Below are 25,294 nucleotides of genomic sequence, written 5' to 3' on the forward strand. Positions count from 1 at the left end.
ACCCTTACCGGCCCGTCGCGGCCGCGTAGAGCGCCGCCGCGTCCCGCGCGGCGCGCATCGTCGCGGCGGCCCCGGGGTCGCGCAGGCGCCGCGCCACGCAGGCCAGCGCGTTCAGCGTCTCGCCCTCGGCGACGGCCGGGAGCAGCAGCAGGACGACGAGGTCCACCGGCCGATCGTCGACCGCGTCGAAATCGATCGGGTCGCGGAGCCGGGCCAGGATCCCGTAGGGGCGCGCGATGCCCTCGAGGCGCGCGTGCGGCAGGGCGATGCCGTCGCCGACCCCGGTCGAACCCAGGGATTCGCGCCGGATCAGCGCCGGGAGGATCGTCTCCGCGGCGAGGCCGAGGGCGTTGGCGGCGCGGCGCGCCAGCTCCTCGAGCAGCGCCCCCTTGCCGGCAGCGCGCAGGCCGACGAGCGCGTCGGAGGGCGCGAGGATCCGGTCCACACTCATCGCGCGGGATCGCGGGCGCTAGGAAACATCGGCTCGTCCTCGGGATCAGTGGGCGGTCGCGCCGCCGGCGCCGCGGTGCGGCGGGGCCGGCTCGTCGTCGGGCGCGCGCAGGCGGTAGCCGACACCGGTCTCGGTCAGCAAGATCCGCGGGCGCTCGGGATCCGCCTCCAGCTTCTGGCGGAGCTGGCGCACGTAGACGCGCAGGTATTGCGGATCGGACGAGGAGGGCACCGAGCGCATCAGCTGCGCGTGGGTGAGCACCTTGCCGGCATGCAGGACCAGGACGCGCAGGAAATCGTACTCGCGCGGCGTCAGCTTCACCTCGGCCTCGTCGACCTTCACGATCCGGCGGACCAGATCGACCGACAGGGTGTCGACGCGGAAGATCGGCCGCTCGCCCCGCGCGGCGAGCTGGTGGCGCATGGCGGCCCGCAGGCGCGCCAGCAGCTCCGCCATGCCGAACGGCTTGGTCACGTAGTCGTTGGCGCCGAGATCGAGCGCCTCGACCTTGCCGCTCTCGTCGTCGCGGCTCGACAGGACGACGACCGGGAGGTCGGGATGGCTCGATCGAACCGACCGCAGCAGGTCGTGGCCGCGCATGTCGGGCAGGCCGAGATCGAGGATCACGAGATCGACGCCCTCCCGGCCGAGCAGCGCCAGGGCGGTCCGGGCATCGGGCGCCTCCAGGATCGCGTAGCCCTGCGTGGCCAGGCCCATGCGGAGGAGCTTGCGGATCGGCGGCTCGTCGTCGACGACCAGGATCGTGGGGCTCATGCGGCGATGTCCCTGGGCGCGCTCCGGGCCGGAACCGGCAGGCTGACGGTGAAGCAGGCGCCGCCGCGGTCGGGGCGGTTCTCGGCCGTGACGGTGCCGCCCATCGCCTCGACGAAGCCCCGGGAGATGGCGAGGCCCAGCCCGGTGCCGGCCCGGACCCGGTCGCCCTTCCGGACGCGGTAGAACTTGTCGAAGACCCGCTCGACATCCGCCTCGGGCAGGCCGTCGCCCTCGTCCAGCACGGCGATGCGGACGCGGTCGTCCGCGCGGCGCGCGCGCACCGTCACGGTCGAGCCCTCGGGCGCGTACTTGGCGGCGTTGTCGAGGAGGTTGACCAGGACCTGCTCGAACAGGACCGGATCGAGCGCCAGCGGCGGCAGGTCGGCCTCGACGTCCACGGCGACGCGGTGTTCGGCAAGGATCTTCTGGGTGCGGCGCAGGGCGGTGTCGACCGTCTCGGCCACGTCCTGCGCGGAGAGGTTCGGCGCCACCGCGCCGGCCTCCAGCCGGGTCATGTCGAGGAGGTTCGCGATGAAGCGGTTGAGCCGCTCCGATTCCTCGATGATCGTCGCCAGCAACTCCGCCTTGGCGTCCGCGGGCAGCGCCGCCTCGAGGTCGCGCAGCGTGCTGGCCGCGCCCAGCACCGAGGCGAGCGGTGTGCGCAGGTCGTGGCTGATCGAGGTGAGCAGCGCCTGGCGCAGGCGGTCGGTCTCGGCCGCGCGCTCGGCCCGGTCGAGATCCTCCACGAGCCGGACCCGCTCGATGGCCAGGGCGCCCATGTCGGCCAGGGCGTCGAGGAGGCGGCGGCCCTCCGGCGACAGGATCGGCCCGGTGCCGTCGGAATCGAGGCCGATCACCCCGATCGTCCCGCGCCCGGTCCGCATCGGCAGGAACAGGCGCTTGGCGCCCGGCAGCGTGTCGGCGCCCCGGCCCGCGGGCCGGTCGTTGTCGAAGGCCCACTGCGCGGCCGCGAGATCGGCCTCGTCCAGCATGTCCTCGGGCGGGTAGCCCGCCCGCACCGTGACGGCCGGGCCGTCCGGCAGCAGGAGGACGACGCGCACCTTCAGCATCGCGGCGACCTGGGCGCAGGTGGCCCAGAGCACGTCGTCGAGGGTGCCGCAGGCGGCGAGCTTCCGCGAGAAGCCGAACAGCCGCTCGGTGGCCCGCGCCCGGCCCTGGCTGACCACCGCGACGCGACGTGCGCGGGAGGCGAGGTTCGAGACGAGGACGGCCACCAGGGTGAAGAGCAGGAACGCCGCGACGTTGGTCGGATCGGCGATGGTGAGCGTGTAGACCGGCGGCAGGAAGAAGAAATTGTAGGCGAGCGAGGCCGCCACCACCGAGACGAGGGACGGCCCGAGGCCCCAGCGCACCGCCACGGCCACGACCGCGGTCAGCAGGAACAGGTCGGCGTTCTCGACGCCCGCGTAGGGTTCCGCGACGATGGCCGCGCCGAGGCCCGCTGCGATCGCCGCCAGCGCGATCGCGTAGGGCCGCGCGTCGCGCCCCGGACGCGGCGCGGTCACCGCCACGGCGCGGCGCGCCGGCTTCTCGTCCGGGACGGCCTCGCCGGGAACGACGTGCACGCTGATGGCGCCGCTGTGCCGCACGAGGTCGTACACCACCGAGCCGTTGACCAGCTCGAAGAGCCACGAGCGGTTCGCCTTGCCGACGACGATGTGGTTCACGTTGGCCGAGCGCGCGTAGTCGAGCACGTCGTCGGCGATCCGGCGCCCGCCCGGCAGGGTGACGGCGTCGCCGCCGAGGCGGTCGGCGAGCCGCAGGGCCTCGGCGATGCGGTCGCGCTCGACCTCGCTCAGGGCCGCCGCCCGCGCGCCCTCGATGGAGAGCGCCGTCCAGGGGGCGTGCAGGCGGTCGGCGAGGCGCTTGGCGTGGCGCACGAGGCCGGCGGAGCGGGGATCCTCGTTCACGCAGACCAGCACGCGCTCGCCCGCCGCCCAGGGACCGGCGATCGCGTTGGCCCGCATGTGGCCGAGCAGCTCGTCGTCGACCCGGTCGGCGGTGCGCCGGAGCGCCAGCTCGCGGAGCGCCGTGAGGTTGCCGCGCGAGAAATAGTGCTTGAGCGCGCGCTCGGCGTGCGTCGGGACGTAGACCTTGCCGTCCTTCAGGCGCTGGATCAGGTCGTCGGGGTTGAGGTCCACGACCTCGATGTCGTCCGCCCGGTCGAGGACGCCGTCCGGCACCGTCTCGCGCACCCGGATGCGGGTGATCGACGCCACCACGTCGTTGAGGCTCTCGACGTGCTGGATGTTGAGCGTCGTCAGGACGTCGATACCGGCGTCGAGCAGTTCCTCGACATCCTGGTAGCGCTTCGGGTGGCGCGAGCCCGGGGCGTTGGTGTGGGCGAGCTCGTCGACCAGCGCCAGGGCCGGCCGGCGCGCCAGCAGGGCGTCGAGGTCCATCTCCTGCAGGACGGTGCCGTGATACGGAACGGAACGGCGGGGGATCGTCTCGAACCCGTCGAGCAGGGCCTCGGTCTCGGCGCGGCCGTGCGTCTCGACGACGCCGACCACGACGTCGAGGCCTGCCTTCAGCCGCGCCCGCCCGACGGTCAGCATCTCGTAGGTCTTGCCGACCCCGGGGGCGGCGCCGAGGAACACCTTGAGCCGGCCGCGCGTCCGCTCCTCCCGGCGCGCCGCTTCGAGCAGGGCGTCGGGGGAGGGGCGGGTCGGGTCGCGGCCGGTCTCGGGCATGATCGCCATCTTAGCAAAACCCCGCGGACAACGTGGGATCGTCGCGTCATCGCGAGCGGAGCGAAGCAACCCAGGGCAGCTGACGCCGGTGAGCGTGGCGCGGCTGGATTGCTTCGCTTCGCTCGCGAAGACGAAGCGGGATCCGCAGCGCAGCTTCGGGGTCCCCCCTGCTGCCGGGCGCGCCTCAGCGACGGGCGAGATCGTCGACCGCGAGGTTAAGCGCCAGCACGTTGACGCGCGGCTCACCCAGGATGCCAAGGGTGCGCGCCTCGATGCGGGACGACACCAGCGCGCGGAGCTTGTCCGCCGGGATGTTGCGGGCCCTGGCGACGCGCGGGACCTGGAAGTAGGCGGCCTCGGGCGAGATGTCCGGGTCGAGGCCCGAGCCGCTGGTCGTGACGAGGTCGACCGGAACGGGCGCATCCGGGTTCTCGGCCCTGAGCGCGTCGAGATCGGCCTTCACCCGCTCGGCGAGGGCGGCGCTGGTCGGCCCGAGATTCGAGCCCGAGGAGTTCGCCGCGTTGTAGGGCGCCGGCACCGTCTTCGCGGCGTCGGACGGGTCCGGCGCCGTCGTCGCCGAGGGCCGGCCGTGGAAGTAGCCGGCACCCGTGAAGTTCTGGCCGATCAGGCTGGAGCCGACGACCGTGCCGTCGCGCGCGATCAGGCTGCCGGCGGCCTTGGCGGGGAAGATGGCGCCGGCGAGGCCCGTCATCGCGAGGGGGTAGGCGAGGCCCGTGATCGCCGTCAGGGCGGTGAGCAGGACCAGGGCGGGGCGAAGCTGGTTGAGCATGGCGGGTCTCCGGGGACCGGTTCAGGCGAGGTGGAGGGCGCTGACGGCGAGGTCGATGGCCTTGATGCCGACGAAGGGCACCAGGACGCCGCCGAGGCCGTAGATCAGGAGGTTCCGGCGCAGCAGCGCGGCCGCGCCGACGGCCCGGTAGGTGACGCCGCGCAGCGCCAGCGGAATCAGCGCCACGATGATCAGGGCGTTGAAGATGATCGCCGACAGGATCGCGCTCTGCGGCGAGGCCAGGCCCATGACGTTCAGCGCCTGGAGCTGCGGGTAGAGCGTCAGGAACATCGCCGGGATGATGGCGAAGTACTTGGCCACGTCGTTGGCGATCGAGAAGGTCGTCAGCGCGCCGCGGGTCATCAGCAGCTGCTTGCCGATGCCGACAATCTCGATGAGCTTCGTCGGGTCACTGTCGAGGTCGACCATGTTGCCGGCCTCGCGGGCCGCGACGGTGCCGGTGTTCATGGCGACGCCGACATCGGCCTGGGCCAGCGCCGGGGCGTCGTTGGTGCCGTCGCCGCACATGGCGACGAGCTTGCCGTCCGCCTGCTCCTTGCGGATCAGCGCGAGCTTGTCCTCCGGAGTCGCCTGGGCGAGGAAGTCGTCGACGCCGGCCTCAGCGGCGATCGCCGCCGCGGTCATCGGGTTGTCGCCGGTGATCATCACCGTGCGGATGCCCATCTGGCGCAGCTCGGCGAAGCGCTCGCGGATGCCGCCCTTCACGATGTCCTTGAGGTAGACCACGCCCAGCAGGCGGCCGTCCTTGGCCACGGCGAGCGGGGTGCCGCCGGCCTTGGCGATCTCCTCCGCGATGGCGCGGATCTCGGTCACGACGCCGGTCTCGGCCTCGGGGCGGACGGCCTGGGCGACGTTGGAGCCGCGCGAGGCGATGGGCTGGCCCGAGACCGAGGCGATGACGGCATCGACGGCGCCCTTGCGGATCGACGTGCCCTGCAGATCCACCCCCGACATCCGCGACTGCGCGGTGAACGGCACGAAGGTGGCGTTGAGGCCGCCCATGTCCCGGGCGCGGATGCCGTACTTCTCCTTGGCCAGTACCACGATCGAGCGGCCCTCCGGCGTCTCGTCGGCGAGCGAGGCGAGCTGCGCCGCGTCGGCGAGATCCTGCGCGGTGACGCCGCGGACGGGGCGGAACTCGGTCGCCTGACGGTTGCCGAGGGTGATCGTGCCGGTCTTGTCGAGGAGCAGCGTGTCGACGTCGCCCGCCGCCTCCACGGCGCGGCCCGACATGGCGAGCACGTTGAAGCGGACCAGCCGGTCCATCCCGGCGATGCCGATCGCCGAGAGCAGCGCGCCGATCGTCGTCGGGATCAGCGTGACGAACAGGGCGACCAGAACGATCACGGGGATCGACCCGCCCGCGTAGCTCGCGAAGCTCGGGATCGAGGCCACCGCGAAGACGAACACGATGGTGAGGCCGGCGAGCAGGATGTTCAGGGCGATCTCGTTCGGCGTCTTCTGCCGCGAGGCGCCCTCCACGAGGGCGATCATCCGGTCGACGAAGGTCGAGCCGGCCGCGGCGGTGATGCGGACCTTGATCTCGTCCGAGAGGACCTGCGTGCCGCCGGTCACCGCCGAGCGGTCGCCGCCGGATTCGCGGATCACCGGGGCGGATTCGCCCGTGATGGCCGCCTCGTTCACGGAGGCGACCCCCTCGATCACCTCGCCGTCCGACGGGATCAGGTCTCCGGCCTCGACCAGGACGACGTCGCCGACCTTGAGCGAGGTGCCCGGCACCGTCTCGAAGGCCCGGCCCTGGCCGGTCAGGCGCTTGGCGGTCATCTCGGTGCGGGTGCGCCGCAGGCTGTCGGCCTGGGCCTTGCCGCGCCCCTCCGCGAGGGCCTCGGCAAAGTTGGCGAAGATCAGGGTGAACCACAGCCAGAGGATGATCTGGCCCGAGAAGAGCAGGTCGCTGCCGCCGGTGACGAGGTCGCGGACGAACAGCACGGTGGTGAGGAGCGCCACGACCTCGACCACGAACATGACCGGGTTTCGGATCATGGCCCGCGGATCGAGTTTTCGTACCGAGCCGAGGAGGGCCGGCCCGATCAGGGCGGCGCTGAACAGGGATGACGTCTGACGCGACATGGGAGATGTCCGGAGGAGAGATTGGAGTGAGGCTGCCGTCCTTGCGAGCGGAGCGAAGCAACCCAGGGCCGCGCTTCGCTGCGCGCGCGATCACCGTTGCGGAGGCTCAGCCCCCGGCGCCGAGGGTGAGCGCGTAGGCGGCCAGCAGGGCGAAGCCGCCGAGCATCACGACGCCGAGGAGCGCCAGGATGAGGTCGGAGGTCCGCAGGGGCTGAGCGCCGCCGCGGTCGTGCCGCAGTGGAGAGCGGTGCAGCGCGAGGTGGTGGCGCGGGACGCGCCGGGCGGGGAAAGCGCGCGGCATCTCAGCCCCCCGTCGCGAAGGTCTGGCCGGCCGCGCCCGCGAAGTGCTCCACGATCGGGCCGAGCGCGAGCGACGGGAAGAAGGTCAGGCCGCCCATGATCAGCACGACGCCGACCAGCAGCCCGACGAACAGACCACCGTGGGTGGGGAACGTGCCCGCGGAGGCCGGGACCGTCTTCTTGGCCGCGAGCGAGCCCGCGATGGCGAGCACCGGGATCTTCACGAAGAACCGGCCGACCAGCATGCCGACGGCGAGCGTGCTGTTGTAGAACAGCGTGTTGGCCGTCAGCCCGCCGAAGGCCGAGCCGTTGTTGGCCGCCGCCGACGTGTAGGCGTAGAGGATCTCCGAGAAGCCGTGCGGGCCGGCATTGGCCGGGCCGGCGAGGCCCGCCGGCACCACCGTCGCCAGGGCGGTGAAGCCCAGCATCATCAGCGGCAGGCAGAGGATGCCGAGCATGGCCATCTTCACCTCCTTCGCCTCGATCTTCTTGCCGAGGTATTCGGGGGTGCGGCCGACCATCAGGCCCGCCACGAAGATCGCCACGATGACGAAGATCAGCATGCCGTAGAGGCCGGCGCCGACGCCGCCGATGATGACCTCGCCGAGCTGCATGTTGAGCAGCGGGATCAGGCCGCCAAGCGCCGTGAACGAGTCGTGCATCGCGTTCACCGCGCCGCAGGAGGCCGCGGTGGTGATCACCGCGAACAGCGCCGAGGCGCTGATCCCGAAGCGGACCTCCTTGCCCTCCATGTTGCCGCCGGTGAGCCCGAAGCTGCTGAGCACCGAGCTGCCGTTGGCCTCGGCCCAGTAGGTGACGGCGACGCCGGCCAGGAACAGGATTCCCATGGCGCCGAGGATCGCCCAGCCCTGACGCTCGTCACCGACCATGCGGCCGAAGACGTTGGTCAGCGCGGCGCCGATCGCGAAGATCGAGACCATCTGGACGAAGTTCGACAGGGCGGTGGGGTTCTCGAAGGGGTGCGCGGCGTTGGCGTTGAAGAAGCCGCCGCCGTTGGTGCCGAGCATCTTGATCGCCACCTGGCTCGCGACCGGGCCCAGCGCGATGGTCTGCTTGGCGCCCTCCAGCGTCGTGGCGTCCGCGTAGGCGCTGAGCGTCTGCGGCATGCCCTGCCAGACCAGGAACAGCGTGTAGGGGATGCAGATCGGCAGCAGCACGTAGAGGGTCGCGCGGGTCACATCGACCCAGAACGAGCCGATCGTGCCGCTGGAGGCGCGGGCGAACCCGCGGATCAGCGCCACCGCGACCGCGATGCCGGTCGCCGCCGACAGGAAGTTCTGGTGCGTCAGGCCCAGCATCTGGGACAGGTACGACAGCGTAGTCTCGCCGCCGTAGGACTGCCAGTTAGTGTTGGTGATGAAGCTGGTCGACGTGTTGAACGCGAGATCCGGCGCCACCGCGCTCTGATCGGCCGGATTCAGCGGCAGTACCGCCTGCAGGCGCAGGATCGCGTAGAGCACCGCGAAGCCCAGCACATGGAACAGGATGACCGCGCCCGTATAGGCCAGCCAGTGCTGCTCCTGGCGGTCATCGATGCCGGACACGCGGTAGAGCCCGCGCTCGATCGGTCCTAGAACGGGCGAGAGGAGGGTGCGCTCTCCAGTGAAGACGCGGGTCATGTACGACCCGAGGGGCTTCACGAGCGCCAGAACGATCGCGCCGTACAGCGCGATCTGGATCCAGCCGTTGAGGGTCATGGGGGGAGATCCGTCAGGGCCGCTCAGAACCGCTCGGGGCGGACGAGGGCGTAGGTGAGGTAGACGAGGAGGCCGGCGGTCACGCAGGCGCCGAGGGCGAGGTCGAGGGTCATGGCGGCCTCTCTCAGAGCCGGTCGCAGGCGGCCGCATAGCCGGCCGCCGCGGCGAAGAAGGCGAGGCCCCCGGCGAGGAAGACGATGTCGAGCATGGTGGTCGGGTCCGGTTCGGCGGACCGGCCGCGGAGGCTCCGCGGCCGGCCTTGACCGACCAGCAGTGTCGCCGGGAACCGCGTTAGGGTTCGAGCGAGGACCGGGCGGGAGTTTATAAAGGCCGCGTTAGGATCCGGCGTCCCCGCCGAAGCTGGCCCGGAGACCCGCGCAGGCGGCCGGCACGGTCAGCCACGCCGCGCCCGGGCAGAGACGGCGCCACCGGGCGCGATCGAGCCGGATCACCCCCGCCTCGCGGCCGAGGATGCCGCCGTAGGCGAGCCCGCAGACGCGGCAGCGGCCCGCCAGCGGCTGGATGGATAACCCCGGGGGTGCCGTGCCGGACGGCGACGCGGCGTCGCCGCGACAGGGCGGCGCGGCTCCGGCGCTCACTGGACCCGCAGGGGTTCGAAGACGTTCAGCGCGAGCAGCGCGAGGGACACGGCGGACCACCCGCCGAGCGCGACGACCATCAGCGCGAAGACGCGGTCGGCCCTGCACTCGGCGAGGATGTAACGGACGATCGGCATGCGGAGGCTCCATCCGGGCTGATGCCCGATGGCGCGACCACGTCCGCATCGGCCGTGAGGGACCAAGACGCGTGCGGGGCGTCCGGCATAGGGATGTCATGAGGATGGGCGGCCGGCGCGCCCGTCAGCGCCAGAAAGGGCGGATCGAGAGCGTGCAGGACGCGGGGCGGTGAGTCTTGGGAGCCGGATCCCGGTTCGGCGCGGCCCACCGAGGCCGGGACGGGCTCGGGCGCACGGACGGGATCTGGTGGCACGACGCAGCCCCTCCGGGAGCGTCCGGTCCGCGGCCGGGCGACGCCCTAGACCGTCGCGGCCTCGGGCTGCTCGGTCGAGTTGAACACGACCTCGCCGGTCCGCTCGCAGACCACGGTGACAGAGGTCGCCCCGTTCTCTCGCTGCTGCAGGGGGAGCTGCGCGAGCGCGTAGGCCGTGGCCGCCTCGAGGTCGCACGGCCACAGCTTGGTGAAGCTCTCGCGTTTTCCGCGGCGAAAAGTGATCTTGTAAGCCATCGTTTCCTCCGTTTTCACGGAAGATACACTTTCTCGGCGTGCCGCCACGCCGCGCCGAGACATGGCACCGATGCGTTCCGGACGGGATTGGAAGCGAGAAGCCGGCAGACGGGCGACGAACTGCGCGACGAACGGCGAGCCCGTGACTGGGGCGGGACAGCGATTCCCGTACAGCTTGATCCGCAAAATAGACCATGCGACGGTGCCGAATAATGAATTGCGCGCCCTCGGGCATCGCGCAGATCAGGTTTGGCAGGGCAAGGCGTCACCCCTGGCGCGTCGGTGTCGGAGTGGTTCGAGGTATGTCCCACGCGCCGGCCGGATCACCCAGCGAGACAGGTCGGGCCGCCGACGCCGGCCCTAGCCGGAGCGCCGGGCCTCTCGACGAGGCCGGGGTCGCCAAGCAGAAGCTCGTCGAGGCGATCGAGAGCAGCTCGGAGGGCTTCGCGCTGTTCGACCCGGACGATCGCCTCGTCCTGTGCAACGAGCACTTCCAGGATTTCCATCCCGGCCTGTCGGCCATCATCGTGCCCGGCGTGACCTTCGAGGCCATCGCCAACGCCGTCGCGGAGACCTGCGTCGTACGGCCGGACGGGATGAGCGTCGAGGCCTGGGTCGCCGAGCGCATCGCCCATTACCGCGCGCCGCGCGGTCCGCTTCTCCAGCAGCGCGTCGACGGCCGCTGGGTCCAGGTCAACGAGCGCAAGACCAACGACGGCGGCGTCGTCGCGGTCTACACCGACGTGACCGAGATCAAGCGCGCCGAGCAGGTGCTCCAGGCGACGCAGGGGCGGCTGACCTACCTGCTCACCGCGTCCCCGTCGATGATCTGCAGCTTCGAGGTGGGGGGCCGCAACGCGCCGACCTTCATCAGCGAGAATGTGCGCGATCTCCTCGGCTACGAGCCCGGCGATTACCTGGCGGGCCCGGAATTCTGGCTGGAGCGGCTTCACCCGGACGACCGGGACCGGGTGCTCGCCGAGTTCCCGCACCTGCTCGCGGACGGGCACAACGTCATCGAGTACCGGTTCCTGCACGCGAACGGCACCTATCGCTGGGTCCGGGACGAGCAGCGCCTCCTGCGGGACGCGACGGGCCAGCCCGTCGAGGTGGTCGAGTCCTGGAGCGACATCACCGAGCGCAAGGAGGCCGAGCTGGCGCTGCAGAAGCAGACCGCCTTCGTCGAGCTGCTCCAGGCCGCCGCCGCGGCCGCCAACGAGGCCCCGACGGTCGAGGACGCCCTGCGCTTCTGCCTCGAGCGCGTCGCGCAGCACGCCGGCTGGCCCGTCGGTCACGCCCATATCCTGGCCCGGGACGGAACGCGGACGCTGCTCCCGACCGGAATCTGGCACTGCGACCCCGGCGCGGATGTCGCGCGATTCCAGGCTGCCACGGCCGCCACGTCGCTGGCTGCCGGATCGGGCCTGGCCGGCCGCGTTCTGGTCTCGGGCGCGCCGGAATGGAGCGTCGGGGACCCGACGCTGGCCGCGGACCCGCGCGCGCCGGCGGCGGTCGAGCACGGCATCCGGGCGGGGTTCGGCTTTCCGGTGACGGTCGGGCGCGACGTCGTCGCGGTGCTGGAGTTCTTCGCCCGTGACGCGTCCCCGCCGGACGCCTCGCTGCTCCGGGTCATGAGCAATATCGGCGCGCAGCTCGGCCGCGTGATCGAGCGCAAGCAGGCCGAGGAGAGCCTGCGTCAGGCGAAGGAGGCGGCCGAGGAGGCGAGCCGCGCCAAGAGCAGCTTCCTCGCCAACATGAGCCACGAATTGCGGACCCCGCTCAACGCGATCATCGGCTTCACCCGGCTGGTGATGCGGCGGACGAAGGATGTCCTGCCGGTCAAGCAGTTCGAGAATCTCGAGAAGATCCTGGCGAGTTCCGAGCACCTGCTCTCGCTGATCAACAGCATCCTCGACCTCGCCAAGGTCGAGGCGGGGCGCATGGAGGTGAAACCCTCGGACTTCGCCCTGGAGCCGGTCCTCGACCTGTGCCTCCGCACCGTCGAGCCCCTCGTCAAGAACGAGGGCGTGCGCCTCGTCCGGGACGTCCGGGACCCGCCCCCGATGCTGCGCACGGACGAGGAGAAGCTGCGGCAGATCCTGATCAACCTGCTCAGCAACGCCATCAAGTTCACCGAGGCCGGATCGGTCACGCTCCGCGTCCGCTCGGTCGATGAGGGCATCGAGTTCGCCGTGATGGATACCGGCATCGGCATCCCGGCGGGCGCCCTGAGCGCGATCTTCGAGGAGTTCCATCAGGTCGACAACAGCGCGACCCGGTCCCACAGCGGCACCGGGCTCGGGCTCGCGATCAGCCACCGGCTCGCGCGCCTGCTCGGCGGCCGGATCGGCGTCGAGAGCCGCGAGGGCGAGGGATCGACCTTCACGCTCACCATCCCGCCGCGGATCGCCGGCGGCGCCGAGGTGCCGCCGCCCCCGAAGCCGGCACCCGCCGCCGTCACCGCGCCGCGCTCGGGCGCCAAGGTCGTGCTCGCGATCGACGACGATCCCAACGTCGTCTACCTGCTGAAGGAGAACCTCGCCGATGCCGGCTACACGGTGGTCGGGGCGGCGAGCGGCCAGGAAGGGCTGGTCAAGGCCCGGGAGCTGCAGCCGCGGGCGATCACCCTCGACATCATGATGCCCGGCACCGACGGCTGGCAGGTGCTGCACGCGCTGAAGACCGATCCGCTGACCCGGGACATCCCGGTCGTCTTGATCTCCATCGTCGACCAGAAGGAGCTCGGCTTCCGGCTCGGCGCCACCGACTACATCGTGAAGCCGTTCGAGCGGGAGGCCCTGATCGGCGCCCTCGCGCGGATCGCCCCCGACAACGAGCGCGTCCTCGTGATCGACGACGATCCCAACGTGCCGGACCTCGTGCGGCAGCTGCTCGACTCGGAGCACTGCACCGTCGACTGGGTGGCCGACGGCGCGGCCGGCCTGGAGCGCATCGCGCAGGCCCGCCCGAGCGTCATCCTCCTCGACCTGCTCATGCCGCGGATGGACGGCCTCGCCTTCCTGGACGCCCTGCAGGCGGATCCCGCCGCCCGGTCGATCCCCGTCGTGGTCCTGACCGCCGCGTCCCTAGATCCCGCCGAGCGCGGCATGCTCCGGGAACGGGTGCTCGGACTGATCGACAAGGGCGGGCTCGATCGCGCCGCCCTGGTCCGGGAGGTCCGCCGCGTGCTCCCGGTCCTGGAGACCGAGACCGCCGACGGTGACCGATGAGGTCTGAGACGCCACGTTCGCGGCGGCCCGCTTCGTCCGGGATCCGCCCATGAAGCGGATTCTCATCGTCGAGGACGTCGCGCTCAACCGCGATCTGCTGACCCAGCTGCTCGAGGACGAGTACGAGATCCTGATCGCCGTCGACGGGGCCGCCGGCGTGGACATGGCGATCGCGCACCGGCCGGATCTCATCCTCATGGACCTGTCGCTGCCGCTCGTCGACGGCTGGGAGGCGACGCGCCGGATCAAGGCCGACGCGACGACCGCCGCCATCCCGGTGATGGCGATCACCGCCAACGCGATGACCGGCGACGAGGACCGCGCGCGGGCCGCCGGCTGCGACGACTTCATGACGAAGCCCGTCGACGAGGACCTGCTCTTCGCCAAGCTGCAGCACTGGCTCGGCTAAGCGCGGCCGTCTCACGCCAGGAAGGGAGGACCCGTGGAGCCAGCCCGCATCCTCATCGTCGACGATGAGCCCTTCAACCTCGACCTGCTGGAGCAGGAGCTGGAGCTCCTCGGCCACGCCAGCGTGCGGGCGGCGAACGGGCGGGCGGCCCTCGACCGGCTGAGCGAGGAGCCGTTCGACCTCGTGCTCCTCGACGTGATGATGCCGGCCCTGGACGGCTACGCCGTGCTCGAGCGGATGAAGGCCCACGAGGCGTGGCGCCACACGCCCGTCGTGATGATCTCCGCCCTCATGGAGATCGGCAGCATCGTCCGGTGCATCGAGCTCGGCGCCTTCGACTACCTGCCGAAGCCCTTCGAGCCCGTGATCCTGGAGGCGCGCATCCGGTCCTGCCTGGAGCGGAAGCGGGCGCACGACCGCGAGGTGGCGCATCTGCGGACCATCGAGCGCGAGCGCAAGCGCGCCGACGAGCTCCTGCACGCCATCCTGCCGGTCTCGGCGGTGGCGGAGCTGATGGAGACCGGGCAGGTCAAGCCGCGGCTGTTCGGCGACGTCGCCGTCCTGTTCATCGACCTCGTCGGCTTCACCACGTGGTGCCACGACCAGAGCCCGGACGTCGTCGTCGCGGAGATCCAGCGCCTCGCGGAGGCCTTCGAGGTGGTCGCGCAGGCGCGCGGCCTGGAGAACATCAAGACGATCGGCGACGCGTTCATGGCCACGGCCAACCTGCTGCGGCCGCACGACGACCCGGTCTCCGCCGCCATCCGCTGCGCCGCCGACATGGTGGCGATCGCGGCCGAGGGCGAGCCGGGCTGGCGGATCCGCGGCGGCATCCATATCGGGCCGGTCGTCGGCGGCATCGTCGGCCGGACGAAGTTCACCTTCGACCTGTGGGGCGACACCGTGAACGTCGCCGCCCGGCTCGCGGGCCTCGGCGACGGGTGCGCGCTGCACCTGTCGCGCGAGGCCTTCGCGCGCCTGCCGGACCCGCGCGACGTCCGGCCGATCGGCCCGGTGACGCTGAAGGGCAAGGGCGCGGTCGACGTGTACTGCCACGCCCTCGCGGCCGGCGACGCGACCCCGGCCTGAGACGCCCGCGGCGGCCGCGGAGCGTTCCGGATTGCGCAGCAAGAAGCGGGATGCGGCGCGCCGGGACGGAGCTTAGGGCCCGTCCCGGAGGTGCACCATGACCCGTTATCGCTGCGTTCCGATCCCGACGGAGACCGCCGATCGCTTCCGTACCACCGGCCTGGACGACCGGGACAACCCGGTCCGTCGGGTCGTCGCGACGGCGGATGGCGGCTTTCCCTGCCGACACTGCCTGCAGCTCGGCCGGCCCGGCGAGACCATGCTGCTCGGATCCTACGATCTGCCCGAGCCGCGCGGGATCTACTGGACACCCAGTCCGATCTTCCTGCACGCGGACGAGTGCCCGCGCGCCGAGGCGGCCGACGGCCTCGCGCCGATCGTCCGCGCGAACACGCTGGTCTCGGTCCGTGCCTACGACGCGGACCATCTCTGCCTCTACGATCTCGGGCAGGTTTGTCCCGGGAGCGAGGCCGAGGTTCCGCTCCGCCGCGCCCTCGACGATCCGCGCACCCGCTTCGTCAACATCCACACGGCGCGGCCCGGGTGCCTCCTGTCCCGCGTGGAGCGCGTCGCCGACTGAGCGCGAGCCGCCGAGCCGCCCAACGGGCCGTTGCGCGGCCCGCTCAGGCCGCGACGTGGATATGCTCCTGCGCATTGATGAAGGCCGCCACGCCAGCCGCCGGGATCGGCCTGCTCAGCAGGTAGCCCTGGACCTCCGAGAATCCGCTCGCCCGCAGCCGGGCCAGTTGCTCCGGGGTCTCGACGCCCTCGGCGGTCGTCGTGATCTTCAGGCTGCGGCCGAGTTCGGCGACGACGTGGACGATCGCCGCCGCCTCGTCCTTTTCCAGAAGGTTCCGGACGAAGGACTGGTCCAGCTTGATCTTGTCGAATCGGAAGGTGTTCAGGGAGGAGAGGGACGAGTAGCCGGTCCCGAAATCGTCCATCGAGAACCGCACGCCTAAGGAGCGCAGGCGGCTCAGCATCTCGAAGCTCGCCTGATCCTGGCTCAGAATGACCGACTCGGTGATCTCCAGCTCGAGACGGTGGCTCGGCAGCTCGGTCTTCCGCAAGACCTCCTCGACGAACCGGTCGAGATTGCCTTCGCGGAACTGGATCGGCGAGATGTTGACGGCGACCCGCAGGGAGCCAGGCCACGTCATGGCATCGGCGCAGGCCCGTTCGAGCACGTAGGCGCCGAGGGCGTCGATCAGCCCCGTCGCCTCGGCGACCGGGATGAACTCGCCGGGTGAGATCATCCCGCGTTCCGGGTGGTGCCACCGCGCGAGGGCCTCGAAGCTCGTCACCGCGTTCGTCGCCAGGTCGAACAGCGGCTGATAGTGCAGCTCGATCTGCGCGGTGCCGATCGCCAGCCGCAGCTCGCGTTCCAGCCAGCGCCGCTGGTTCTGACGCTCCTCCATCTCCTGCTCGAAGACGCGGACGCGCCGACCGCCGTCGGCCTTCGCGGCGTAGAGGGCGACGTCGGCGCGGCGCAGGAGATCGTCGCCGTCGGCATCCTCCGCGCCGGAGACGGCGATGCCGAGACTCCCATCGACGGACACGAACTGGCCGGCCAGGAAGAACGGCCGCCTGAGCTGGATCAGGATCTGCTCCGCCAGGGCGAGGACGCCGTCCGGCAGGTCTGCCTCGAAGAGGACCATCGCGAACTCGTCGCCGCCGAGGCGCGCCACCGTGCCGCCGGACGGGCACAGTCCGGTGAGGCGGCGGCCGACCTGTCGGAGGAGTTCGTCGCCGGCCGGATGTCCGAGGGTGTCGTTGATGCCCTTGAAGTCGTCGAGGTCGAGACAGATGACGGTCACCGCCCGGCCGCCGACCGCATGGTCCGCGAAGGCGGCGGCCAGACGGTCGGCCAGGAGCGCTCGATTCGAGAGGCCGGTCAGCGCGTCGTGGGTCGCGAGATGCGCGATCCGCGCCTGCGCGGTGACGCTCGCGGTGACGTCCTCGTGGGTCTCCACCCAGCCGCCATCGGCCATCGGCTCGACCGTGATCTCGATGCAGCGGCCGTCGGCGAGCGTCCGGGTGAGGGTCCGGCGGATCGGCCCGCTCTCCGCGGCCGACCAGTCCGTGAGACCGGCGAGCCGGTGAACCTCATTCTGTGTCGGGTCGAGATCCAGCGCGCCCGGAGCGATCCCGTAGATCCGGCAGAACTGGGAATTGTAGACCTTGAGCCGGCCGTGGACGCCGAACATGCACAGGCCCTGGGACATGTTGTTCAGGGCGGCGTCGAAGCGCTCGTTCTGCTCCTGCAGCTGCCGCTCGCGCTCCGTCAGGACCGTGTTCTGCCGGAACACGTCGTCGCGCAGCTGATCGCGTTCCGAGAGGGAATGCTCGAGCACGACGACGGCCCGCGCGATATCGCCGACCTCGTCGGCACGGTCGATATCGGGCACGCTGACGTGCCAGTTGCCGCGCGCGACCTCGGAGACCGTCTGGGTGATGCGCACCAGGGGACGGGTGATCCGGCTCGACAGGAAGAGCATGACGACGGCGACGAGGCACAGCGTGAGACCGGCGACGACGCTGAGCGTCCGCAGCAGCGCGCGCGAGCTCTCCTCGCCGATGCCCACGACCTTGCCGGTGAGTTGCTGCAGCTCCCGCAGCGGCGCCGCGACGCAGAGGCGTATGTCGGGCGGCTGCGGGATGCAGCGCGCGACCTTCTCGGCGCCGAGCACGGCGTGCAGCTCAGCGCCCGACGCGGGTCCGAGCTGGGCGTTGGAGACCTCCGAGCCCGCCGAGGAGAGGAGGTTCTGGTCGGCGAGGATCAGGACGTCGCGGTTGCTGAGGGACGCGAACGCCGTCAGGGTCGGCTCGTGCGCGCGCAGGACCCGGTACCCGACGAGGCCGCCGATCACCTCGCCGAAATCGTCGAACAGCGGCTCGCCGAAGATGTCGGCGACCGTGCCGCTCTCGGTGGCGGCGAGCGCCCGCGCGAGCGCGTCGTCCCAGCGCAGCGACAGCACGAACCCGTCCGCGTGCTCCCGATCGTTGCGGGCGAGCACGGCCCGCAGGGACGCCGCGACGGGCGACGTCCGGAACGCCGCGTTGGCGGCGAGGAGGTCCGCCTCGACGCGGTCGGCGGTCAGGGCGCGGAGATTGAGGTCGAAGGCGATGGCGCCGTCGAGATCGGCGAGGGCGAGAGCCGGCCGCAGAAGCTCCGAGGCCGCCACCGTGTTGCCGGAGAAGACCGCCTTCGCGACGTCCCAGCGCTTGGCCATGGTGGCGAAGCGCCGCTCGACGTCCTCGCGCTGCATCTGGAGCCGCGCCGCGGCGAGCTTGGCATCGCTGAGCAGGCGGTCGGAGAGCTGGGCCTCGGACCAGGTCGAGACCTCCTGCGCCTGCTCGCGGAGCGTCTGGCCGGAGCGCAGAACCACCAGGAAAACCAACGCCGCCAGCGCGATCGCGGCCGTCGAGAGCGTGGCGCCGACGAGGCGCGCGCGCAGGGAACGCGAGAAGACGGTGCCCGTCACGGCCTGAGCGGGGCGCCGCCCCGCTCCGCCATGACCTGTCCCGCGCGGTCGGAGGTCGCGAAGGCGAGGAACGCCGACGCCGCGGCGTCGCGCGTGGCGGCCTTGTAGATCAGCGCGAGGGTCACGGCGCTCGGATAGGACGGATCGCGCGGGGCCCGGCCGTCGATCGTCAGGACCGCGAGTTCGTTCGCGAGTGCCGGCGAGTACGGTCCGAAGCCGATCGCGCCGGGCGTCTCCCGCACCGTGGCGATCGCGTCCTGGGTCGTGGTCGCGGTCTTCGAGCGGCTGGTCAGGACGAGGTCGCGCCAGCCCGGCATGGTGGCCCGCAGGACCGTGAGCGTGCTGTCCGTGTCCTCGCGCCGGACGACGCGGATCTTCAGATCGGGGCCGCCGAGGGCGCTCCAATTGTCGACCGTGCCGGCGAAGATCGCGGCGGTCTGCGCGCTGGTCAGGTTGGTGACGCCGACGCCCTGATGGACGAAGATCGCCGAGGGGATGCGGGCGAGCGGCACCTCCACGAGTCCCTGGGCCTTCTCGGCCTCGGTCAGCGGGCGCGCGACCCGCCCGAGCCTCTGGCGCTCGCCGCCCACGGCCGCGACAGCGCCGCCGGAACCGATGCTCGGCGGCACCGACACGCGCGCGTCGCCGCTCTCGGCATTGTAGGCGGCCGCCACGGCCTGGAGCATCTCGATCCCGTCGCCCGTGCCGACGACCGCGAGGTCGTCCGCGCGCGCGGCGGCCGGCAGGGCCAGGAGGATGATTCCGCCCGCGATGATGCGCCGAAGAGACGTGAATAACAGTGCCATAACCCGAGAATGCGCCTCGAGTGTTTAACCCGAGGTCACCGGATACCGTACACCGAAGGTGTGGTTGACGATCTGCTAGGCGACAGGCTCCGTTTTAGCGGTCCGATGACCCGCGACGCGCTGGAGGAAGCGCTGCAGGAAGTTCGTGTCGGACGGCGGTTTCCCGTCCGCGCCGCGCGCGGCCGCGTAGAAGGGATCGGCGTAGCAGGTCGCCCCGGTCGCCGCGGCGAGGAACTGGACAGCCGCGACCATCTCGGGGGCGCCGGCCGCGAGAACGGTGTCGTCGCGCGTGAGCATCGGCATGTGGAGCGTCGGCCGCCCGGGCCGGGCATCCGGAGGCGGGTTGCCGCCACTGCAGGTCAGGACCGTCGTCGCCCCCCGCTCGCGCAGCCAGTCAAGCGCCGGGCGCATGTAGAGATTCTGCGGGTGCCGCGCGCCGGCCACGACGAGCAGGTCGCGCTCCGGCTCACGCATCCGGCTCGCGCGGGCGACTGCCCAGGCGGGCGCCCAGCCGACGCCCGATGAGACGATCACGAGACGGCCGCGCCCGAGCCGGTGGAAGGCGGTCCCGAACGGGCCCTCGACCTTCACGGCGGTTCCCGGTCCGATCCTGCCGCCGAGCAGCGGCGAGACCGCGCCGTCGGGCTGGCGGCGGATCTGGAAGATCAATTCGTTCAGTTCGCCCGATCCGTCCGCGCGCAGGGTCGGGCTGTAGTCCCGCGCGGGCAGCCCGGCGAAGGAGACCCGGACATACTGGCCGGGCAGGTAGGTCAGCCGCTTGCGCAGCGCGACCGTCACCTCGACGATCTCGGCGGTGAGATCGACGACGCGGTCCACGGTGCCGGCCCGCCGGACGGTTTCCGGAACCTCGTCGAACTCGATGACCGCGTCGGTGGTCAGGCGGGCCCGGCAGGCCTGCACGGTCTCGCCGATGCGCGTCCCCGCATCGTCGACCGCGCCCGCATGGATCCGGACGCGGCAGGTGTCGCACTGCCCGGTGGCGCAGTCGTGCGGGATCGCCTGGCCGGCCGCCAGACCCGCGTCGAGCAGGGTCTGGCCGGCGCTGGCGCTGACCCGCCTTCCGTTGATGACGAGGCTGACGCGATCGGCCACGGCGCGCTCCCGGCTCAGCGCAGAAGGACTTCGACCGGCCGCATGTGCCGCGTGTGCCGCGTCTGCGTGTGATCGAAGGCCGAGACGTACAGGTAGAAGGTGTTGCCGGGCAGGAAATCGACGTCGTACTTGCTGCCGGTCGCGATCTTGCGCGCGGCGACGAGGGTCCAGTGGTCGTCGGCCCAGTCGGCGGCCGCCGAGATCCCGGCGCGGTCCCCCGTGTAGCCGTCGGTCATGAGCACGCCCGGCATCACGGTGCCGACCGGGATCTCCGCGTCGGCGGCAGCCGAGTACGGCACCGTCTCGGTCTTCTCGACCATCCACCACGCCGAGCCCGGCGACGTGCTGGCATCGAAGTCCAGATCCACGGTGCCGAGCTTGGCCACCGTCGCCTGCCAGTCCTTGGGAAGCCGCAGCGGCTCGACCGCGCCCGCGTAGCCGCCGGGCCCCTCGAACTTGAAGTTGTAGCGGTACGCGCTGGTGCCGGGATCGCCCCAGTAGCCGGCCTGGTAGCGGCCCTTCACGGCCCGCTCGGCGTCGGTGGGGTCTGTGGGCGGGCCGATATGCATGTCCTCGACGACGCCGAGCATGCCGCCGCGGGCCGCCTTCCACTGCCACATATCGATGTAGCTGCCGTCGGTGGTGTAGTGGTAGCCGCGGCCGTTGAGCGGGGCGGGGGCGTCGGGCAGCGGCCGGGCGCCGAGATGGGTCGACCCGCCGCTGCCGAACGCGTCGGACCGCGAGAAGATCACCGCCAGCTTGTCCTCGTAGTAGGCGGTCACGTCCGCGCGCGCCGCGTCCGCGTCGAGGAGGTGCCAGCCGTCCGCCTTCTTGATCATCGGGACGCGCTTCAGCGAGCGCGACGGGTCCCACCAGCGGAAGGCGAAATACACGTTCGTCGCGTCGCGCACGGCGCGGATCTCGACGGTGGTCTCACCGGTCCCGCCGAAATTGGCCCCCTGCATCGTCCGGACCGAGACCGGGCGCGCGGTGCGCCAGACCGGGTCTTCGAGGAGCTTCGACAGGTCGGGCCCGGCCGACACCTTGTCGATCACCAGCGTGGACCGGCCCTTCACGTCCGCGAAGGCGAGGCCGCCGACGACGGGGAGGCCGATGACGGCGGCGGCCAGAAGTGGGCGTCGCCGCCGCGCCGCACCGTCCGCCAGGGCCGCCGGGCGGAACAACCGCAGGAGCTGCCACAAGCCGCCGTACATGAAGTGCGCGAGGATATGGACCGCGATGTAGGCCAGGGCGACCAGCGCGCAGGTGGCGTGCAGCCAGACCACCCAGCCGCCATAGCCGAGGTAGAGCGCGACCCCGGTGCCTGTCAGGACGAGCGTGACGGCGTAGATCAGCCAGTGCAGCGCGACGTTGATGCCGCCCCACCGTGCCTTCCGGGCGGCCTTGCTTCGCCCGCTGACACGGAGGGCGCGGAGCCGCGACAGGCCGTTGCGATCCGTGAGACGCCCGCGCACGAGGTAGACCAGATAGGCGGTGATTCCGAAGAACAGGGTCAGGCCGGCCACGAAGTGGACGGTCCAGACTTCACCTTGCGGAAGCAGGGGCGCCAGGAACTTCGCGGTCCGCGCCACGGGTGCGTCGGCCGAGATGCGCAGGCCCGTCAGCAGGCTCGCCACCATGGCGATGGCGACCACCCAGTGAATCACGATGGTCCCGACATCGGAGCGGGGATGCCGGTCGACCTGCGCGGCGGCTGTACTACGCCACCCGGGGGCGGTCTCGGCTCCGCCGGGCTGATGCGGCGCGAGGGTCAGCGGTTCCGACATTCGATCCTCCGCACCGTCGCCGCAAATTGGACGCGCTACGTTAGAACTTTGTAAATCATGATGCCGGCCCCGGGATATAGCCGTGCTTTGCAATCTATAACTCTTGAAAGATATGCTTAACGGCGGTCTCGGCCCGGTCGATCAGCAGGCCATGCCGTGGCTCCGCCCCGCCGCGGCGCAAACCGGTTCGGGTCGCGCGTCGACGAGAGGCGGACGCGGCCGATAGGGCACGGCCTCAGAGCGGCACCTCAAGCACCTGTCACGACAGAGCGCTCAGTCAGGAATGCTCGGAGACAGGATCTCCTAGCGACGGCACGGGATCTGTCGTTGGATCTCGGGGAGCAGGCCTGATAGGGCGGCAGATGCCTCTTCATCGCTGCTAGCGACATCCACGGCGCAGAACTCAAGGTCTCGGTCGGCGGAGTCCACGCGATGGACCGCGCCATCAACCAGCCTCGCTGAGCCGACGCGGCCGCGATCCGCAGCTCGCCTCGCCCGCGCACTCTCATTTCCGTGATCAATTTGGATAAAAAAACAAATTTCAGGAAGTCAATTCCGGTTGAAAAACGCAATCGCAATTTATTTGTAAAATCAAATCTTGACGGATACGGTCAAGCTGCCGAGCGATAGAGCGGCCAATTCTCGAAAAATACTGCGACGCCGCACCGTGTCGGGACCCGTACACGTGCGTGAACGCGGATCATTGGGTTGACGCTGGCAGTGGCACGACCACGGCGTCGGATGCGGGGATATGATGACCAGAATCAAGGCGCTGTTACTGGGCTCCTCGGCCCTGATGATCCCGATCGGCGGTGCGTACGCTGCCGATCTCCCGACGTTCAAGGCTGCGCCGGTCGAGTTCGTACGCGTTTGCAACGCCTACGGCGCCGGCTTCTTCTACATCCCCGGGACCGATACCTGCATTCGTCTGTCCGGACGGGCGCGGTATGACTTCCTGTATCAGACCAGCAAGGTTCGCACGGGCGGCGGCGGCGACCTCACCGGCTATCTCGGCCTGATGCGTCTGAACCTCGATTCGCGGACCCAGACCGATTACGGAACCCTGCGCGCCTTCCTGCGCATCGATGTCGCCAACCGCAGCGGCCCGTTCCTGACCTCGGGATCCCGGCAGCGCGAGAGCTTGGCCATCGCGGGCCTCGGCGCCGACGCCTTCGGGCGCACGCAGACCTACGTCAACGCCGATAAGGCCTTCATTCAGTTCGCCGGGCTCACCGCGGGCCGCGCGTCCTCCTTCTTCGACTTCTACGCGCACGACTTCGAGTTGATCGGCGGCACGGCCGGCTCCGATACGTTCAGCACGAACCTGCTCGCCTACTCGGCGATCCTCGGGAACGGCATCACGCTGACCGCCTCGATGGAGGATCCGACCTACCGGCGCTTCCCGATCTTCGGCACCGGCTCGGCCGTCGGGGCCTTCACGGCCGGTGGCGGCTTCGCGGGCTACAGCAACGCCTTCAACCCGTTCACCCCCTCGACCTGGCTGGCGCCGATCGTCGTCGGTCCCGGCAATGTCGCCTTCGTCGACGTCACCCAGAAGAGCCGCATGCCGGACTTCGTCGGCGCGGCCCGCATCGACCAGGCCTGGGGCTCGGCGCAGCTCTCGGCCGCCGTCCACGAGATCAATGCCGGCGTCGCCGGCAGCACGGTCGCGGGCATCACCACCGCCACGACCGGCCTGGGCATCTCGCCGACGGGACGCGCCTCGAACGCCTACGGCTGGGCGGTCCAGGGTGGCCTGAAGGTCAACCTGCCGTTCATCGCGACGGGCGACACGCTCTACCTCCAGGGCGCCTACGGGCAGGGTGCCATCGCCTATACGGGCATCTCCAACTACACGGCGCCGTACGACGCCCTCGGCGCGGCGCCGGTCGGCGGCGGCTCGTTCGCGCAATACTACGCCGACGCGGTGCTCAACCCCGCGACCGGCCGCCTCGAACTGTCGACCTCGTTCTCCGCTGTCGCCTCCCTGCTCCATTACTGGTCGCCGGCCTGGCGCTCGGCCTTCTTCGGCAGCTACGCGCAGATCGACTACAACTCCAAGGGGCGCAACGCTCTGGGCCTCCTCGGCTTCGGCTTCGCCCCGGCCGGCGCCAGTGCGTCGAATGCCCTGGCCTTCGCCACGAGTCCCATCCTGCGGGGCAACAACCAGATGATCACCGGCGCCAGCCTGATCTGGACCCCCGTGAAGGATCTCGATATCGGCGTCGAGGGCGAGTACATCCGCACGGCGCTCAACAGCGGCGTCACGCCGGACATCTCGAAGAACGCGCTGCGCTACGTCAATTCGCAGGATGCGGCCCAATTCCGGTTCCGCGTGCAGCGGGATTTCTGAACCGATCCGACGCGCCTTCGCGGGCGCAAAGTCCAGTCTCGAGCCCGGCCGCAAGGCCGGGCTTCTCTATTTGGAACGCCAAGTAAGTTATCTCGTAAATTGGGCCGTATTTAACAAATAAAAGATCTTTTGCTTGCGATCGACGCAAAATTATCTACAAGAGAGTCAGCTCTTCAGCGGCTTGCTTCGCCGCCGACCGAGCGGATGCTATGGTTTCAGAGCGGCTGGCCCGGGTACCAGGGCAGGGCCGGTCTGACCCAGAGCTTCAGACCCATACGACTTCGCCGACCGGGCAACCGGTCGGCTTTTTCGTGCTCGCTGCCGGCGCAAGCCGGGCAGGATTGTCCGTCAGGCCCGGGCGACACAAGCCCCGATCCCGGTGACCGGGATGTGGCCGACCTGAGGCCATCCTCCACGAGAAATTCAAAAATCGTTTCAAGATTGAAGCCCGTCCAAAGAGCAAAAGAATTATTCCGCAATAAAATATAGAGTTTAAATGGGTATTGCAGCATATTACTACCACGTCGCCGGTGAGCGACAGCTTGTGTAACGGGAGATCATCATGAAGAACATCGTCCTGGCCTGCTCGATGGGCGCGATGCTGATCGCGGGACCTGCTCTCGCTCAGGACGGTGGCGCGACCATCGATCCCAGCCTCATCGTCCGGACCAACGGCAGCGGCCTCGACGCGTGGTCCGCCTCCGAGGGCAACGACAAGGCGGGCGGCATGTGGGAGGGGGCGACCGGCTACAGCGCCGCGATCCAGCGGCCCAGCGCGGTCGAGACCGTCCCGGCCAATCGCCAGTGGAGCCATCTCAACAGCCGCGAGCGCCGCCGCGGCCAGCCCGCCTATTGAGCGCCCACCCGGTACGGCCCCGCGCCCGGCACGCCCCGCGATGCGGGACCGGCCGGGCGCGA

Annotated in this window: 20 protein-coding genes; 6 read left to right on the forward strand and 14 right to left on the reverse strand. The window is 70.6% G+C overall.

The genetic code is table 11. The features are described 5' to 3' along the window. Positions 1–4 precede the first annotated feature (4 nt). The 10 genes from ACLBYG_RS01695 to ACLBYG_RS01740 form a co-directional block, all read right to left on the reverse strand. Positions 5–451, reverse strand: a complete 447-nt coding sequence (locus ACLBYG_RS01695) for a PTS sugar transporter subunit IIA (protein ID WP_447680394.1) — start codon at positions 449–451, stop codon at positions 5–7. A 45-nt stretch (positions 452–496) separates the two neighbouring features. Continuing rightward, complete coding sequence (locus tag ACLBYG_RS01700) at positions 497–1,225, reverse strand: response regulator (protein ID WP_091924434.1); 729 nt, start codon at positions 1,223–1,225, stop codon at positions 497–499. Then, a complete protein-coding gene (locus ACLBYG_RS01705; protein ID WP_447680395.1) occupies positions 1,222–3,939 on the reverse strand; it encodes an ATP-binding protein in 2,718 nt (905 codons plus the stop codon). Before ACLBYG_RS01705 ends, ACLBYG_RS01700 begins: the two co-directional genes overlap by 4 nt. A 184-nt stretch (positions 3,940–4,123) precedes the next feature. After that, positions 4,124–4,729: a K(+)-transporting ATPase subunit C gene (locus ACLBYG_RS01710; RefSeq protein ID WP_447680396.1), complete on the reverse strand. Its 606-nt coding sequence runs from the start codon at positions 4,727–4,729 to the stop codon at positions 4,124–4,126. Positions 4,730–4,750: 21 nt separating this feature from the next. Then, complete coding sequence (gene kdpB, locus ACLBYG_RS01715; RefSeq protein ID WP_447680397.1) at positions 4,751–6,841, reverse strand: potassium-transporting ATPase subunit KdpB; 2,091 nt, start codon at positions 6,839–6,841, stop codon at positions 4,751–4,753. Positions 6,842–6,947: 106 nt separating this feature from the next. Further along, positions 6,948–7,142 (reverse strand): hypothetical protein, encoded by a 195-nt coding sequence (locus ACLBYG_RS01720; RefSeq protein WP_091677801.1) that lies wholly within the window; start codon positions 7,140–7,142, stop codon positions 6,948–6,950. A gap of 1 nt (position 7,143) precedes the next feature. Continuing rightward, a complete protein-coding gene (gene kdpA / locus ACLBYG_RS01725; protein ID WP_020091581.1) occupies positions 7,144–8,859 on the reverse strand; it encodes a potassium-transporting ATPase subunit KdpA in 1,716 nt (571 codons plus the stop codon). Positions 8,860–8,882: 23 nt separating this feature from the next. Next, complete coding sequence (locus tag ACLBYG_RS01730) at positions 8,883–8,972, reverse strand: K(+)-transporting ATPase subunit F (RefSeq protein WP_020091582.1); 90 nt, start codon at positions 8,970–8,972, stop codon at positions 8,883–8,885. A 482-nt stretch (positions 8,973–9,454) separates the two neighbouring features. After that, positions 9,455–9,595, reverse strand: a complete 141-nt coding sequence (locus tag ACLBYG_RS01735) for a hypothetical protein (protein WP_020091584.1) — start codon at positions 9,593–9,595, stop codon at positions 9,455–9,457. 299 nt (positions 9,596–9,894) lie between these two features. Next, the gene (locus tag ACLBYG_RS01740) at positions 9,895–10,104 is read right to left on the reverse strand and encodes a hypothetical protein (RefSeq protein WP_020091585.1); all 210 of its coding nucleotides are present in this window, start codon (positions 10,102–10,104) and stop codon (positions 9,895–9,897) included. A gap of 302 nt (positions 10,105–10,406) precedes the next feature. Between ACLBYG_RS01740 and ACLBYG_RS01745 the strand changes: the two genes are divergently transcribed. The 4 genes from ACLBYG_RS01745 to ACLBYG_RS01760 all read left to right on the forward strand — a co-directional run bounded on the left by ACLBYG_RS01745 (position 10,407) and on the right by ACLBYG_RS01760 (position 15,412). Continuing rightward, on the forward strand, positions 10,407–13,334 hold the full coding sequence (locus tag ACLBYG_RS01745) for a response regulator (RefSeq protein WP_447680398.1): 2,928 nt from the start codon (positions 10,407–10,409) through the stop codon (positions 13,332–13,334). A gap of 49 nt (positions 13,335–13,383) precedes the next feature. Beyond that, on the forward strand, positions 13,384–13,743 hold the full coding sequence (locus tag ACLBYG_RS01750; RefSeq protein WP_026604690.1) for a response regulator: 360 nt from the start codon (positions 13,384–13,386) through the stop codon (positions 13,741–13,743). Positions 13,744–13,776: 33 nt separating this feature from the next. Continuing rightward, positions 13,777–14,832 carry an adenylate/guanylate cyclase domain-containing protein gene (locus ACLBYG_RS01755; RefSeq protein ID WP_447680399.1) on the forward strand — a complete coding sequence of 352 codons (1,056 nt, stop codon included), beginning with the start codon at positions 13,777–13,779 and terminating at the stop codon, positions 14,830–14,832. A 97-nt stretch (positions 14,833–14,929) separates the two neighbouring features. Continuing rightward, positions 14,930–15,412 (forward strand): DUF1203 domain-containing protein, encoded by a 483-nt coding sequence (locus ACLBYG_RS01760; protein WP_447680400.1) that lies wholly within the window; start codon positions 14,930–14,932, stop codon positions 15,410–15,412. A 43-nt stretch (positions 15,413–15,455) separates the two neighbouring features. Here ACLBYG_RS01760 and ACLBYG_RS01765 read toward each other — a convergent pair whose 3' ends face one another. The 4 genes from ACLBYG_RS01765 to ACLBYG_RS01780 all read right to left on the reverse strand — a co-directional run bounded on the left by ACLBYG_RS01765 (position 15,456) and on the right by ACLBYG_RS01780 (position 22,023). Continuing rightward, the gene (locus ACLBYG_RS01765; RefSeq protein WP_447680401.1) at positions 15,456–18,317 is read right to left on the reverse strand and encodes a putative bifunctional diguanylate cyclase/phosphodiesterase; all 2,862 of its coding nucleotides are present in this window, start codon (positions 18,315–18,317) and stop codon (positions 15,456–15,458) included. After that, on the reverse strand, positions 18,314–19,123 hold the full coding sequence (locus ACLBYG_RS01770; RefSeq protein ID WP_447680402.1) for a PstS family phosphate ABC transporter substrate-binding protein: 810 nt from the start codon (positions 19,121–19,123) through the stop codon (positions 18,314–18,316). The genes ACLBYG_RS01765 and ACLBYG_RS01770 overlap by 4 nt, the downstream gene beginning before the upstream one ends. Before the next feature lie 75 nt (positions 19,124–19,198). Further along, the gene (locus ACLBYG_RS01775; RefSeq protein ID WP_447680403.1) at positions 19,199–20,236 is read right to left on the reverse strand and encodes a 2Fe-2S iron-sulfur cluster-binding protein; all 1,038 of its coding nucleotides are present in this window, start codon (positions 20,234–20,236) and stop codon (positions 19,199–19,201) included. A gap of 14 nt (positions 20,237–20,250) precedes the next feature. Beyond that, positions 20,251–22,023, reverse strand: a complete 1,773-nt coding sequence (locus ACLBYG_RS01780; RefSeq protein ID WP_447680404.1) for an ethylbenzene dehydrogenase-related protein — start codon at positions 22,021–22,023, stop codon at positions 20,251–20,253. A 754-nt stretch (positions 22,024–22,777) separates the two neighbouring features. Between ACLBYG_RS01780 and ACLBYG_RS01785 the strand changes: the two genes are divergently transcribed. Both ACLBYG_RS01785 and ACLBYG_RS01790 read left to right on the forward strand, forming a co-directional pair. Continuing rightward, complete coding sequence (locus tag ACLBYG_RS01785; protein ID WP_447680677.1) at positions 22,778–24,376, forward strand: porin; 1,599 nt, start codon at positions 22,778–22,780, stop codon at positions 24,374–24,376. A 562-nt stretch (positions 24,377–24,938) separates the two neighbouring features. Then, positions 24,939–25,232 (forward strand): hypothetical protein, encoded by a 294-nt coding sequence (locus ACLBYG_RS01790; RefSeq protein ID WP_020091594.1) that lies wholly within the window; start codon positions 24,939–24,941, stop codon positions 25,230–25,232. Positions 25,233–25,294: the final 62 nt, after the last annotated feature.

The sequence above is a fragment of the Methylobacterium sp. D53M genome (assembly GCF_053345625.1).